Below are 14,791 nucleotides of genomic sequence, written 5' to 3' on the forward strand. Positions count from 1 at the left end.
CCAATCCTCTAACAGCCAGCTCCCGCGTGGGGGCTGGCTCCACAAGGAGTCTTAGCCATTCTCTCCTTCTTTGCACGGCGTGTGTCGCTGTCGCTGGTTACATTGTTCCTGCTCAGCATCATGGTGTTCCTGGGCGGCCAGGTGCTGCCCGGCAATGTCGGGCGCGCGATCCTGGGGCCGTTTGCCGACCAGCGCGCTGTCGACGCGCTCAATCACACGCTGGGCGTCGATCGGCCGCTGCTCACCCAATATGCGACCTGGATCTGGAATTTCATCCGCGGCGACATGGGCACGTCCTACATCTTCCGCTCGCCGGTGGCGCCGTTCGTCATCGATGCCCTGGGCAATTCGATGAAGCTGGCCGCGGTCGCCTTCGTGCTGGTGGTGCCGATCGGCATCCTCGGCGGCGTCGTGGCCGCGCTCAACCTTAACCGCCCGCTCGACCGTATCATCAGCCTGGGCGGCCTGTCGGTGACGGTGCTGCCGGAATTCGTCACCGGCATCATCCTAATCCTAATCTTCGGCGTCTGGCTGCGCTGGCTGCCGATATCGGCGGCATGGCCGAAGAACGCCGGCTTCTTCACCCAGCTCTACTATCTGATCCTGCCGTCTCTGCCGCTGTTCCTGGTGCTGTTCGGCTATATAGCGCGCATGGCGCGCTCCGGCATGATCGAAGCGCTCGATTCCGACTATACGCGAACGGCGGTGCTCAAGGGCCTGCCCTGGCGCACGGTGATCTGGCGCCATGTGCTGCGCAATGCGCTGCTGCCGACCATCACCGTCATCGCCACCCAGACCGGCTATCTCATCGGCGGCCTGGTGGTGATCGAGACGCTGTTCCGCTACCAGGGCATCGGCTCGCTGATCTTCACCGCCGCGCGCGGCAAGGATTTCCCGATGCTGGAATCCGGTATCCTCACCATCGGCATCGTCTATGCCGTGGCGACATTGATCGCCGACTTCCTCTATTCCGTACTCAATCCGCGTATCCGGCTGGGGTCAGACCAATGAGCGCCGTCCAGACCACCTCCCCTCCGCAAGACGATACGCGCCGGCGCAGCCCCATGGCGGAAGTCTTTTTCTCGCTCATGCGCTCGCGGACCTTCCTTGTCGGTCTCTTAATCGTGCTGTTCTGGGTCGCCTGCGCACTGTTCGGCGAGCACTTCGCACCCTACGACCCGCTTGCCGACGACATCATCAATGCGTTGGCGCCGCCCTCGTCCGAACACTGGTTCGGTACCGACCAGATCGGCCGCGACGTCTTCTCGCGCGTCATCGTCGGCTCGCGCGACATCCTCACCGTCGCCCCGCTGGCAACCTTGCTGGCGACGGTCGCCGGCACGGCACTCGGCCTGCTCACCGGCTATTTCCGCGGTATCGTCGACGATGTCGTCAGCCGCATCCTGGAAGCCTTCATGGCCATCCCCGTGGTCATTGTCGCGCTGCTCGCGATCGTCGCGCTCGGCACCTCCAAGGCCACCGTCATCGTCGTCATCGGCCTGAGCTTCGCGCCGATCATCGCCCGGACCGTGCGCTCGGCGGTGCTGGCCGAGCGCGAACTCGATTATGTCGCCGCCGCGCAGCTCAGGCACGAGAGCGCCTTCCACACGATGTTCGTCGAGATCCTGCCCAACGTCATCCCGCCGATTCTGGTCGAGACCACCGTGCGGCTGGGCTACGCCATCTTCGCGGTCGCCACGCTCTCCTTCATGGGCTTCGGCATCCAGCCGCCCTCACCCGACTGGGGGCTGTCGATCTCCAGCAACTACGGCATGATCGGCGGCGGCTTCTGGTGGACAGTGCTGTTCGACGCGCTCGCCATCGCCTCGCTGGTGATCGGTGTCAACCTTGTGGCCGACGGCGTGCATGGAGCACTCAATGACTAATTCCGCCCCGATTAAACCGGCAAAGGCTGAAAACGCCCTCGAACTGCACGACCTGTCGGTCGCCTACCGGGTCGCCGGGCGCAACCGCGCCGTGCTGCGCAATCTCAGCCTCAATATCAGGCAAGGCGAGGCCTATGGGCTGGTCGGCGAATCCGGCTGCGGCAAATCCACCGTGGCGCTCACCGTCGTGCGCTATTTGCCGAGGAACGGCTCGATATCGGGCGGCGCGATCTCGCTCGACGGCCAGGACGTCATGAAGCTCGATGCCGAGGCCTTGCGGCGGGCGCGCGCCGAAAGCGTCTCGATGGTCTATCAGGATCCCGGCAAGGCGCTGAACCCGTCGATTCGCATCGGCCGGCAACTGACCGAGATCTTCGAGCTCGGCGGCATCACGGGACAGGCGGCGACCGATCGCGCCATCGCCATGCTCAACCGCGTGCGCATCTCCGATCCGCCAAGCGTCATGCAGCGCTATCCGCACCAGCTCTCCGGCGGCATGCAGCAGCGCGTGGCGATCGCCATGGCGCTGGCCAACGATCCCTCGATGCTGATCCTCGACGAGCCGACCACCGGCCTTGATGCGACGGTCGAAGCCGAGGTGCTCGACCTCATTGCGCAGCTCAGGCAAGAGCTCTCGGCCTCGATCCTGTTCATCAGCCACAACCTCGCCGTCGTCTCCAACATGTGCGACCGCGTCGGCGTGCTCTATGCCGGCATGCTGGTGGAAGAAGGGCCGACGGATGTCGTCTTCAACGATCCGCGCCATCCCTATACGGTCGCGCTGCTGCGCTGCCTGCCACGCGGCGGCCAGCGCAAGGACCAGGGCCGGCTCGACACCATTCCGGGCTTCCTGCCCGGCATAGGTGCCGACATCAAGGGCTGTGCCTTTGCCGACCGCTGTGCGCTCGCCGACAATCGCTGCCGCACCGAATTGCCGCCGCTCTATGATTTGAGCGACGAGCGCGGCAAGCGCCTGTCGCGCTGCTTCCATCACGACAAGGCGCAGGCTCTGCCGCGCGCCACACCGAGCGATGTTGCGACAGCGCCCAAGCCGACAACCGCGCCGGTGCTGCGCGTTGCCGGACTGAACAAGACCTATGCCAGCCACGGCCATCCCTTGCGCGCCGTCAAGGATGTCTCGCTTGATCTGCGGCCCGGCGAGACGCTGGGGCTGGTCGGCGAATCCGGCAGCGGCAAGACCACCTTCGCCAGGCTGCTGCTCGGCCTTGTGCCGCCCGATGACGGCGGCACCATCGAACTCGAGGGCAAGGCGCTGGCGCCGAAGCTGGAGAACCGTGGCGACGACCAGGTCAAGGCGATGCAGATCGTCTTCCAGAACCCGGACTCCGCGCTTAACCGCTCGCATTCGATCCGCCACATTCTCGGCCGCGCCTTGAAGCGGCTGGCCGGCCTCTCCGGCAAGGCGCAGGAGGCACGCCTCGACGATCTCGTCCGCTCGGTGCGCCTGACCGACCGGCATCTCGCCGTCAAGCCGCGCCAGCTGTCAGGCGGCCTGAAGCAGCGCGTCGCCATTGCGCGCGCCTTTGCCGGCGATCCGCGCATCGTCGTCTGCGACGAGCCGACCTCGGCGCTCGACGTCTCGGTCCAGGCGGCGATCCTCAACCTGCTCGCCGACCTGCAATCGAAGGAACATGTCAGCTACATCTTCATCTCGCACGACCTTGGGGTGGTGCGTTACCTCTCCGACAAGATCGCCGTGCTCTATCTCGGCCGCATCATGGAGATCGGACCTTCGGAGGAAGTCTTCTCCGGTCCGCATCATCCCTATACCGAGGCATTGCTGTCGGCTGTGCCGAAGCTCGACCAGACCGAGACGGCGCGCATCCGGCTCGACGGCGAAATCCCCAGCGCCACCAACCCGCCCCCGGGCTGCGTCTTCAACACACGCTGCCCGCGCAAGATCGGCCCGATCTGCGAGCAGCAGGAGCCGCCGCTGGCCGAAGCGCAGCCCGGCCATTCCATCCGCTGCCATATCCCCTACCCGGAACTTGCCAGGCTGCAGAAGGCCGCCGTGATTGAACCGGCATAGCAGGATATTGCCGGCCGGCTACCTCAGGCCGGCCATGCCTAGAGCAATTCCAGGAAAAGTGTGAAACGGTTTTCCCGGGAAAAGCGCGTAGCGCTTTCCCTAGGGAATTGCGTCAAAACAAGGAGTTAGAGCAGTTCATCGTTTCCGCGAAATGTGAACTGCTCTAAGGAACGGTCGCCTTCCGAAAAACCCTGTTCGCTGGTCCAGTCCCTGGCCAGCGAGCGCAAGCCCGTCAGGGCGACATCCAGAACATCCGACGAGACGGGATTCGATGGATAAGCGAGATAGATCGGCCGCTGGAACACCGGCGTGTTGTCCATACGCCGCATCTCGCCGCGCTCGATGTGAGTGCTGACGGCGCTGAGCGGCAGATAGGCGGCCGCTTGCCGCGACAGCACATGCTGCAGGCCGATGAAGACCAGGCCAGCCGAGATGGCTGGCTTCACCATGCCGGCAAAGGCGCGGTCATGCTCGATGCGGAATTCGAGCCCCCAATCCATCAGTATGTAGTTTTCGGTCCATGGCTTGGTCTGCGCCGCATGCTGGACGAGCACGACCTGATCGACGGCCAGCGTCTCATAGACGATGCCGGGATGCGGGCGCGGCAGATAGAGGATGCAGATGTCGAGCAGGCCTTCCGCCAGCTGGTCGATCGCCAGATCCGGGAAACTGCCCTCGAGGCGCAGCGCCACGTTCGGCCGCCTGGCGCGCATCCACTCGACCCATGGCGAAGTGATCCGGTCCCACAGGTAGGCGGGAGCGGTCAGCCGCAGCAGGCTGTCATAGCCATCGGGAACGGCGATATCCTGCCTCGATTGCTCCCAGGTGCGGGTGATGGACGAGGCGTGCGGCAGGAATTGCCGGCCGGCGGGCGTCAGCTTGACGCCGTCGCGGTCGCGCACGAAAAGCCGGCGCCCCAACTGCTCCTCCAGCCCCCTGATCCGCGCGCTGACGGTCGACTGCGCGAGATTGAGCCGGCTGGCCGCCACGGTGAAGCTGCCATGTTCGGCGACCTCCAGGAAACTGCGCAGGTTCTCTGTATCCATGGCTTAGACCTTGCATCGAAGATTTCGATGGACCCTATCAAAAAATATCGCTTTCCGGTCGCGGTCAACAATGACCTAAATGGCTGGTCCCTCAAGGGCAAGCGAGGAATGCAGCCATGCCAAGGCATTTCATGACGATCGACGCCGCTCGCAAAAACCTGACGGCAATCGAAAATTCCGCTGTCGACGAATTGCTGGCCGGCAGGCTCGACCGCCGCGATTTCCTGCGCCATGGCAGCGTGCTCGGCCTTTCCCTGCCGTTCCTGGCCAGCCTTGTCGCGGCCGCCGGCCTCGGCACCCCGAAGGCCCGCGCCGAGGGCAAGCCCGGCGGCACGGTGCGCGCCGGCGTGGCGACGCCTGGCGGCGCCATCGATCCCGTACCTATTATGACAGCGGCAGCTACCAGCTGGTTTTCCAGACCGCCGAATTCCTGTGCATCACGCAGCCGGATCTCACCCTGAAGCCGGTGCTGGCGGAAAGCTGGTCGCCGAACGCGGATGGCAGTGTCTGGACCTTCAAGCTGCGCAAGGGCGTGAAGTTCCACAATGGCGAGGATTTTAAAGCCGACGACGTGGTGGCGACCTTCGATCGCCTCGCCGATCCCAACGGCGCCTCGAACGCGCTTTCGGTGTTCAAGGGTCTGCTGTCGAAGGGCGGCACGCAGAAAGTCGACGACCACACTGTCGCCTTCCATCTCGATGCGCCGAACGGCAGCTTTCCCTATTCGGTGTCGATCGACAATTACAACGCCGTCATCCTGCCGGCGAGCTACAAGGGCGATTACGAAAAGACCTTTGAGGGCACCGGACCGTTCCGGCTGGAGAGCTACACGCCGAAGGTCGGCGCGACCTTCGTGCGCAACGAGGACTATTGGGGCGAGAAGGCGCTGCCCGACCGGCTCGAATTCAAATTCTACGGCGACGTGCAGCCGCGCATCCTGGCGCTGCAGGCCGGCGAGGTCGACGTCCTCGACGCCGTGCCGCTCGATGTCAGCCAGGTGGTGGTCAACAGCCCCGACATCACGGTGCTGCGTGTCGCCTCGACCGCGCACCGCCAGCTGCACATGCGCTGCGACACCGGTCCCTTCACCGACAAGCGCGTGCGCCAGGCACTGGCGCTCAGCATCGACCGCTCCAAGCTGGTCGACGGCCTGTGCCGCGGCATGGCGGCGACGGGCAATGACAGCCCGTTCGCGCCGGCCTTTCCCGCCACCGACAAGACGGTGCCGCAGCGTGTCCAGGACATCGCCAAGGCCAAGCAGCTCATGGAGGCGGCCGGCCTCGCCAGCGGCTTCGACATCACGCTGACGACGCTGCGCTATTCCGACATTCCAGGCTACGCGCAGCTGTTCCAGAATTTCGCCAAGGAGATCGGCGCCCGCATCGCGCTCAACATCGAGGACCAGGACAAATATTACGGCAAGGCGGTGTTCGGCCAGTCGGATTGGCTGGACAGCCCTCTCGGCATCACCGACTACGCGCACCGCAGCGTGCCCAATGTGTTCCTCAAGAGCCCGCTGGTCAGCGACGGCCCGTGGAACGCGGCGCATTTCAAGAACACTGCCTATGACGGCATGGTCACTTCCTACCTCAAGGCGCTCGATATCGGCGCACAGCGCGCGGCGGCCTCCGACATCCAGAAGCTGCTGCTCGACGAGACACCGGTCATTTTCAGCTATTTTCCGGACCTGCTGGTGCCGGTGCGCAAGAATGTCAGCGGCCTGCCGCCGATCGCAGCCGGTCTGCTGCTCGATCGTGTGTCGCTGGGATAGAGGCTGGATTGGACAATTCTGCTTTCGGGCGGTGAGGCTATCCGCTGGCAAGGCTGCGAAAAGCGATGGGGGGCCATCGTTCGAGCGGCTCGATGCAACGGAAACCCGCCGCCCGGAAACCTTCTCTGGCACCATGGCTCAATCCAGGTTCATCTCGCTGTGCGCCAACGCTCGATGACAAAAGACAAGAAACGGGAGACTACCATTCGCAAGCCTCATTTGCGCGGTCGCGGACCGCATTTCCCCTTGCTCGACAGTATCGTGCAGTACGAGTTCGAGCCGGGCTATGTCGCCTTCACCATGCCGATGCAGAAGCGGCTGCGCGTGCAGGTGGGATCGATGATCGTCGCCGATACGACCAAGGCGCTGGTGCTCTACGAATCCGATCATCTGCCAGTTTACTACTTTCCGATGAGCGACGTGCGCGAGGAGTTCCTGCTGCCGAGCAGGACGACGACAGAAAGCCCGTTCAAGGGCGTCGCCACGCATTATTCGCTGAACACCGGCATCACGCTGGTCGAGGATGCCGCCTGGCGTTATCTGGATCCGGTCAAGGGATCGCCTGACCTATCGGACTACATGTCCTTCTATTGGCCCAAGATGACGCACTGGTACGAGGAAGACGAAGAGATCTTCGTCCACGCCCGCGACCCGTTCCGCCGGGTCGACTGCCTGCCCTCCTCGCGGCGGGTGCAGGTCATTCTCGACGGCGAACAGGTCGCCGATTCACGCCGTGGCATATTTCTGTTCGAAACCGGCCATCCGGTGCGCCACTATCTGCCGATCTCGGACACGCGGCTCGATATGTTCGCGCCCAGCCGCTACATTTCGCGCTGCCCCTACAAGGGCATCTCCAACTACTATCACGTGACGACGCCCAAGAAGCGGCACGAGAATCTCGTCTGGTACTATCCCGAGCCGGTGCATGAGGCCGAGCGCATCAAGGGACTGGTCTGCTTCCACCACGAACTGGTCGACAAGATCCTGGTCGACGGCGTCGAGATCCCGAAAGAGGCGACGGCGGCATCGGACGGTTATTTCTAGGCATCGCCGCCCCTTGGCGGCTTGCGCATTGAGCGCTTGATCGAAACATGGCCCAGCGCATACCTTCCCTGAAACGGGAGGGCTATCGATGGATCTTTTCAAGCTGGATGGCGATGTCGCGCTGGTCACCGGTGCCGGCAGCGGCATTGGCCAGGCAATCGCAATTGGATTGGCCGAGGCAGGAGCCGACGTCGCGTGTTTCGGTCATGCGTCGAAAGGTGGGCTTGAAGAGACCGCGCACCAAGTCACGGCACTTGGCCGCAGGGCTTTGGTGCTGACCGGCACGGTCGCTTCGGCGAGCGATCTGGCGGCGGCAATCGATCGCGTCGAGGCCGAACTCGGTGCATTGACCGTTGCCGTCAACAATGCCGGCATCGCCGGTTCGGAACCGGCCGAGACCTTGTCGCTCGAGACATGGCAGAAGGTGCACGAGGTCAACGTCGCCGGCGTGTTCCTGTCCTGCCAGGCCGAAGCCCGCAAGATGCTGGCGCGCCGCAAAGGCTCGATCATCAACATCGCCTCGATGTCCGGCACTATAGTCAATCGCGGATTGACGCAGGCGCACTACAACTCCTCGAAAGCCGCCGTCATCCACATGTCCAAGAGCCTTGCCATGGAGTGGGCTGATCGCGGATTGCGCGTCAATGTCGTCAGCCCAGGCTATACGCTGACACCGATGAACAAGCGGCCGGAGGTGGCGGAGGAGATCAAGATCTTCAAGCGCGACACGCCGATGGGGCGCATGGCCGCGCCGGAGGAAATGGTCGGGCCGACGGTGTTCCTGGCCAGCCGCGCGTCGAGCTTCGTCACCGGCCTCGACCTGATCGTCGATGGCGGCTACATCTGCTGGTAGGGCCACATCTCGCCGAACTTCGCCTGCAGTCTGAATTTGTGCATCTGCGAAGCGTTAGTCGTTGCGCGAGATGAACGTTGGTATATATAATTTCATCCTATGAAAGGGCTTGGCGAGATGGGGCTTGCCATGCCGACAGCCGAGATCATGGGACCTTGATGGCTTGCACCTTGCCGGGCGCCGCAAGACTGGCAATTGATCCGCAGATGATCGCTCCACCAGCGGTCTGTCGGCAGCCATGACGCGGACGGCATATTCCATCATCACGAGAATTGAGCAACATCTTGCCTGCGCTGGCCAAGGCCAGGGCGACAATTTTGGCGCCGACGGACTTGCGCAGCGAACCGCCTTTCCAACACAATCAAGAAAAGCCGCAAGAAGGGAACGACCGATAACCGTCACAGCTTGAAGGAGAACAAGCATGTCATTTCGCAGTCGAGTTTCAAAACTATCGATGGGCGCCGTTGCGCTCGCAACGCTGAGTCTGCTGACACCTTCCGCCCAGGCCGCCGCACCGGAATCCAACGACCCGATCAAGATCGCGCTGTTCGACTGGACCAGCGTCAATCTCAACGCCAAGATCCTCGGCGGCATCCTGGAAAAGCTCGGCTATACCGTTGAATACCCGACCGCCGACTACCTCTCCAGCCTGACCACCGGCCTCACCAATGGCGACCTCGATGTCGGCCTGGAGTTCTGGGACACGACAGCCGGCGAGGCGATGAAGGCCTCCGATGCGACCGGCCAGACCGAGCGGCTGGGCAAGCTCGGCCCGAAGGCCAAGGAAGAGTGGTGGTTTCCTGAGTACATGAAGGAGAAATGCCCAACCTTGCCAGACTGGCATGCCTTGCTCGACGCCACATGCGCGGCTTCGTTCTCGACGGCGGAGACCGCACCAAAGGGGCGCTATCTCGGCGGCCCAGTGACCTGGGAAGGCTTTGACGACGAGCGCGTCGCGGCACTGAAACTGCCCTTCACCGTCATCCATGCCGGCACCGATGCGGCGATGTTCGCCGAACTCGATTCCGCCTATCAGCGCAAGGCGCCGATCATGCTGTGGATCTATTCGCCGCACTGGGCGCCCGCCAAGTACAAGGGCGAATGGGTGCAGTTCCCCGAATACACGCCTGAATGCTACAACGATCCGAAATGGGGCGTGAACCCCGACGCCAAATATGATTGCGGCAAGCCGCATGGCGAGATCTGGAAATATGCCTGGAACGGCATGAAGGACAAATGGCCGGTCGCCTACAAGGTGGCCAAGGCCTTCACGATCGATACCGACGAGCTCAACAAGATGAGCGGAGAGATCGACCTTGACGGCAAGAAGCCGGAAGATGTCGCCGCCGCCTGGATCGCCGCCCACGAGGCAGACTGGAAAGCCTGGGCGCAGTGATCGTTCCGACTGGAAAGCGAGACCCGGCCGTTGATCGGCCGGGTCCCAAGTCTTGATGTTCCAGAAGGACGATTGGATGACGACTGAACAGGGATCGACCCAACCAGGCACCAACGATCGCCCGGTAAAACTTGCCTGCCGCAATGTCTGGAAGCTGTTCGGGGCGAACGCGGCCAGTTTCATCCGCGAGCGCGACGGCAAGGCCAGCATGGCCGATGTCAATGCTGCCGGACTGGTCGGCGCCGTGCGCGCCGTCGATCTCGAAATTCGCCAGGGCGAGATCTTCATTATCATGGGCCTGTCGGGCTCCGGCAAATCGACGCTGGTGCGCTGCATGTCGCGGCTGGTCGAGCCGAGCCATGGCAAGATCGAATTCGAGGGCAAGGACCTGCTCAAGATTTCCGATGCGGCGCTTATCGAATTGCGCCGCCACCGCATGGGCATGGTGTTCCAGAATTTCGCGCTGCTGCCGCATCTCAATGTGCTCGACAACATCGCCTTTCCGCTCAGCATCCAGGGGCAGGACCGGGCAACGCGCGAGGGGCGCGCCCGCGAGGTCATCGAGCTGGTCGGCTTGCGCGGCCGCGAGCATTTCTACCCACGCGAATTGTCCGGCGGCCAGCAGCAGCGCGTCGGCATAGCCCGCAGCCTGGCGACCAAACCGGAGATCTGGTTCCTCGACGAGCCGTTCTCCGCGCTCGATCCGCTGATCCGGCGCGAAATGCAGGACGAGCTGATGCGGCTGCAGACCATGCTGCACAAGACCATCGTCTTCATCACCCATGATTTCGACGAGGCGATCCGGCTGGCCGACCGTATCGCCATCATGAAGGACGGCGAGGTCATCCAGATCGGCACGCCGGAGGAACTGGTGGTCAATCCGGCGACCGACTATGTCGCAGAGTTTACCCGCGACGTCGACCGCGCCAAGGTGATTTCGGCGCGCAGCCTGATGCGGACTTGCGATGGTTCGGAGCATGGCGGCACGGTTTCGCCTGATGCCAAGATCGCCAGTTTCTCGGCCAGCATCGTCTCGGCCGGCAAGCCGTTCGCGGTGATCAACGGCACCGGCAAGCCCATCGGCGAAGTGACGCCGCAAGCGGTCATCGATCTGCTGGCCGGCATCGAGCACGCGAGAGCCGGCGCATGACGGTGGCGGCAAGCGCCAGCGAGGCCAGGCCGCCACTTCAGCGGTGGCTGCTCGTCTGGGCGGCGGCCCTTGCCGCTGTGCTGTTGGTGTTCCTGCTGCAGGACAGTGTCCCCTGGGCTGTCAACTATCCGGCCAGCGCCGTCGTACCGGTCGCCGACTGGGTCAGCGCGCTGATGGGCTGGATCAAGTCGAACCTGTCCTGGCTGACGCGCTCGATCACCGCGGTGCTCGGCGTGCCGCTCGATTTCGCGCTCAATCTCTTGGCCAAGAATTTCAAGATCGGCCATGGCGCGGACGCCTATGTCTTGCCGCGCCTCTCCTGGGTTGGCGTCTGCGCCGTCGCCTTCATCGCCGGACATGCCGTAGGCGGTCGGAAACTCAGCCTGCTGGTCGGCGGCTGCTTCCTCTACATCGCGCTGTTCGGCCAATGGACCAGCGCCATGCTGACGCTGGCGCTGATCTCCATCGCCGTGCCGTTCTGCATCGTCACTGGCCTGTTCGCCGGCATCTGGGCCTGGCGCAAGCCTTGGGCGGAAAGGCTCATCGTCTCCCCTGCCCTCGACCTGATGCAGACGATCCCGACCTTCGCATATCTCATCCCGATGCTGCTCCTGTTCGGCAACAGCCCGGTATCGGCGATGATCGCCACCGCCATTTTCGCCACGCCGCCGATGGTGCGGGCGACGATGCTCGGCCTCACCCGCGTGCCGCTGGAGATCGGCGAATTCAGCGACATGGCAGGCTGCACGGCGCGGCAGAAACTCTGGCGGGTGCTGTTGCCCTCGGCGCGGCCGACGCTGATGGTCGGCGTCAACCAGGTCATCATGCTGGCGCTCAACATGGTCATTATCGCCTCGATGATCGGCGCCGGCGGCCTCGGCTACGACGTGCTTCTGGCGCTGCGCGCGCTGAAGGTTGGCGAGGCGATGGAGGCTGGTCTCGCCATCGTGGCGCTGGCGATCGCACTCGACCGGCTGAGCCAGGCCATAGCCCACAAGCAGGCGAAGGGCCATGTTCATCAGGCGGTGAACCCGAGCTTCTGGCGACGCCATCCCAATCTGTCGCTGGCCATCGCCATCCTTTCCGTCACCACGCTGCTCGGCCTGTTCGTCCCGGCTTTCGCGGCGGTGCCGAAGGCGATCACCTTCACCACCGCGCCGCTGTGGAAGGCGGCGGTGAACTGGGTGACGATCAACTTCTTCGATGCGATCGAAGCCTTTCGCGTGGCGCTGATCCTCAACGTGCTCAACCCGGTGCGCGCCTTCTGCGAAGGCTTTCCGTGGCTGGGCGCGGTGTTCCTGCTCGGCCTTGCCGGCTATCAGCTCTCAGGCCTGCGCCTGGCGGCCCTGGTCGCCGCGCTGACCGCTTTCTGCGCGGTCACCGGGCTGTGGGAAAAGACCATGGCGACGGTCTATCTCTGCGGCATCTCGGCCTTCATCGCCTGCCTGATCGGCATCCCGATCGGGCTGATGGCAGCGCGCAGCGACCGCTTCGAGAAGGTCGTCACACCCATTATCGACACGCTGCAGGTACTGCCGTCCTTCTGCTTCATCATCCCGGTGGTGATGCTGTTCAGAGTCGGCGACGTGACCGCCATGATTGCAACGATAGCCTTCGCCGTGGTGCCGGCGATCCGCTACACCAATCACGGCATAAGACAGGTGCCGCCGGCTCTGATCGAGGCGGCCAAGGTGTCGGGCTGCACGCCGCGCCAGACCTTCTTTCGCGTGCAATTGCCGCTGGCGCTTCCCGAGATCATGCTCGGCGTCAACCAGACCATCCTGATGGCGCTGGCGATGATCATCATCTGCGCCATGGTCGGCACGCGCGACCTCGGGCAGGAGGTGTTCATCGCGCTGTCCAAAGCCGATTCCGGCCGCGGCATTGTCGCGGGCCTGGCAATCGCCTTCATCGGCATCGTCGCCGACCGGCTGTTTAACGCCTGGACGGCGAAGGCGCGGGCAAGGCTGGGTTAGAGCAATTCCAGGAAAGTGTGAGCGGTTTTCCGTCCGGAATTTCTTCAAAAACAAAGCGCTAGAGCCGCTCACCGTTTCCGTTAAACGGTGAGCGGTGAGCGGTGAGCGGCTCTAGGTAGGAAGATGCGCCGCGGCTACTCCGCCGCGACGCCCTTCACCTCGAGATAGCTCTCCATGGAATCGTCCAGCGCCTGCAGCCAGGGCGTATGGTGCAGCGGCGCCATGGTGCCGGTCATCAGCGAACGGTAGGCGTGGTCGCGGAAGCCCATAATGTCTTCCGCCTTGTGGTGTTCCCATTCCATGAAAGTCTGGTTGACCGCCTCGACATCGAAGCCGGGATAGTCGGTCTGGTCCATCAATTCCTTGGTATAGTCGCCCTGGAACCAGATCATCTGCTCGGCGTCTTCCAGCGTTTCCTCGCGGGCGCGCCATTTGGCGCTGTGCTCGGCCATCGCCTCGACTGACGGCAGCTTGATGCGGCCCATGATGACATCGCGGGCGAACCAGGCCTGCGCGTCGAACATGTTGAAGGTGTAGAACTGGTCCTGCATGCCGATATAGAACAGCTTCGGATTCTTTTCCCACACCACGCCTTCATAGAGATCGAGCGGCCACATGCGGTTGGCGGTCTTAAGCTTGAGGTCGTCGGTGAGGAAGGGGAAGGAATGGAGGTAGCCGGTGCACAGGATGATGGCGTCGACGTCCTTGGTCGAACCGTCCTTGAAGTGGGCTGTCTTGCCGACGACCTTCTGCAGCAGCGGCACCTCCTTCCAATTCTCCGGCCATTTGAAGCCCATCGGCTTGGAGCGATAGCTGGAGGTGATGGATTTGGCGCCGTATTTGTAGCATTGGGAACCGATGTCCTCGGCCGAATAGGAGCGGCCGATGATCAATATGTCCTTACCCTTGAATTCCATCGCGTCGCGGAAATCATGGCTGTGCAGAATGCGGCCGTTGAAGGTGGCAAAGCCCTCGAAATAGGGAACGTTGGGGACGGAGAAATGGCCTGAGGCGACGACGACGTTGTCGAACTCTTCGGAATAGGTGACGTCGTTGGCGCGGTCATGCGCGGTGACGGTGAATTTCTTGGTCTCGTCCGAGAAGGTCACCATGCGCACCGGGCTGTTGAAGCGCACCCATTTGCGCAGGCCCGATTTTTCGACGCGGCCCTTGATGTAGTCCCACAAAACGGCGCGCGGCGGATAGGAGCCGATCGGCCGGCCGAAATGCTCCTCGAACGTATAGTCGGCGAACTCCAGGCATTCCTTCGGCCCGTTCGACCAGAGGTAGCGGTACATCGAGCCATGCACGGGATCGCCATGCTCGTCGAGGCCGGTGCGCCAGGTATAGTTCCACAGGCCGCCCCAGTCCGACTGCTTTTCGAAGCAAACGATTTCAGGGATGTCGGCGCCCTTGTCCTCAGCCGACTTGAAGGCCCTGAGCTGTGCCAGGCCGGACGGTCCGGCGCCGATGACGGCAACACGCGTTTTCATTTCAAGGGCCTCCTCATTTTTTGATTTCCCCAGCGAAACAAATTTCACTGACAGTGACACTAATTGGCCCTTCGGTGCTGTCAACTGACATCTGCGGGAACAGCGTTTGCCCGCAAAGGATTCCTG

The 14,791-nt window shown here is 63.1% G+C and carries 10 protein-coding genes and 1 pseudogene; 9 read left to right on the forward strand and 2 right to left on the reverse strand.

Going from position 1 to position 14,791, the window contains the following annotated elements:
- Positions 1-120 precede the first annotated feature (120 nt).
- From JG747_RS27660 to JG747_RS27670, 3 genes are read left to right on the forward strand one after another with little or no spacing between them, the layout of a single operon-like run.
- The gene (locus tag JG747_RS27660; RefSeq protein ID WP_032920998.1) at positions 121-1,011 is read left to right on the forward strand and encodes an ABC transporter permease; all 891 of its coding nucleotides are present in this window, start codon (positions 121-123) and stop codon (positions 1,009-1,011) included.
- Positions 1,008-1,886 carry an ABC transporter permease gene (locus JG747_RS27665; protein ID WP_019856877.1) on the forward strand — a complete coding sequence of 293 codons (879 nt, stop codon included), beginning with the start codon at positions 1,008-1,010 and terminating at the stop codon, positions 1,884-1,886. The genes JG747_RS27660 and JG747_RS27665 overlap by 4 nt, the downstream gene beginning before the upstream one ends.
- Complete coding sequence (locus JG747_RS27670; protein ID WP_202360440.1) at positions 1,879-3,936, forward strand: ABC transporter ATP-binding protein; 2,058 nt, start codon at positions 1,879-1,881, stop codon at positions 3,934-3,936. The genes JG747_RS27665 and JG747_RS27670 overlap by 8 nt, the downstream gene beginning before the upstream one ends.
- A 125-nt stretch (positions 3,937-4,061) precedes the next feature.
- Here JG747_RS27670 and JG747_RS27675 read toward each other — a convergent pair whose 3' ends face one another.
- On the reverse strand, positions 4,062-4,982 hold the full coding sequence (locus JG747_RS27675) for a LysR family transcriptional regulator (RefSeq protein ID WP_202360441.1): 921 nt from the start codon (positions 4,980-4,982) through the stop codon (positions 4,062-4,064).
- Positions 4,983-5,098: 116 nt separating this feature from the next.
- Between JG747_RS27675 and JG747_RS27680 the strand changes: the two are divergent.
- The 6 genes and pseudogenes from JG747_RS27680 to JG747_RS27705 all read left to right on the forward strand — a co-directional run bounded on the left by JG747_RS27680 (position 5,099) and on the right by JG747_RS27705 (position 13,172).
- A pseudogene (locus tag JG747_RS27680) lies at positions 5,099-6,753 on the forward strand (ABC transporter substrate-binding protein).
- A gap of 246 nt (positions 6,754-6,999) precedes the next feature.
- On the forward strand, positions 7,000-7,797 hold the full coding sequence (locus JG747_RS27685) for a DUF427 domain-containing protein (RefSeq protein WP_244748244.1): 798 nt from the start codon (positions 7,000-7,002) through the stop codon (positions 7,795-7,797).
- Between the two features lie 88 nt (positions 7,798-7,885).
- Positions 7,886-8,650 (forward strand): SDR family oxidoreductase, encoded by a 765-nt coding sequence (locus JG747_RS27690; RefSeq protein ID WP_202360443.1) that lies wholly within the window; start codon positions 7,886-7,888, stop codon positions 8,648-8,650.
- A 421-nt stretch (positions 8,651-9,071) separates the two neighbouring features.
- Positions 9,072-10,046 carry an ABC transporter substrate-binding protein gene (locus tag JG747_RS27695; RefSeq protein ID WP_019856871.1) on the forward strand — a complete coding sequence of 325 codons (975 nt, stop codon included), beginning with the start codon at positions 9,072-9,074 and terminating at the stop codon, positions 10,044-10,046.
- 76 nt (positions 10,047-10,122) lie between these two features.
- Positions 10,123-11,196: a quaternary amine ABC transporter ATP-binding protein gene (locus JG747_RS27700; protein WP_202360444.1), complete on the forward strand. Its 1,074-nt coding sequence runs from the start codon at positions 10,123-10,125 to the stop codon at positions 11,194-11,196.
- On the forward strand, positions 11,193-13,172 hold the full coding sequence (locus tag JG747_RS27705; RefSeq protein WP_202360445.1) for an ABC transporter permease: 1,980 nt from the start codon (positions 11,193-11,195) through the stop codon (positions 13,170-13,172). Before JG747_RS27700 ends, JG747_RS27705 begins: the two co-directional genes overlap by 4 nt.
- A 134-nt stretch (positions 13,173-13,306) precedes the next feature.
- On the opposite strand, the gene JG747_RS27710 is transcribed toward JG747_RS27705, so the two are convergent.
- Positions 13,307-14,665 (reverse strand): NAD(P)-binding domain-containing protein, encoded by a 1,359-nt coding sequence (locus JG747_RS27710; protein ID WP_038645283.1) that lies wholly within the window; start codon positions 14,663-14,665, stop codon positions 13,307-13,309.
- Positions 14,666-14,791 lie beyond the last annotated feature (126 nt).

It is taken from the genome of Mesorhizobium sp. 131-3-5, assembly GCF_016756575.1.
Taxonomy (GTDB): domain Bacteria; phylum Pseudomonadota; class Alphaproteobacteria; order Rhizobiales; family Rhizobiaceae; genus Mesorhizobium; species Mesorhizobium jarvisii.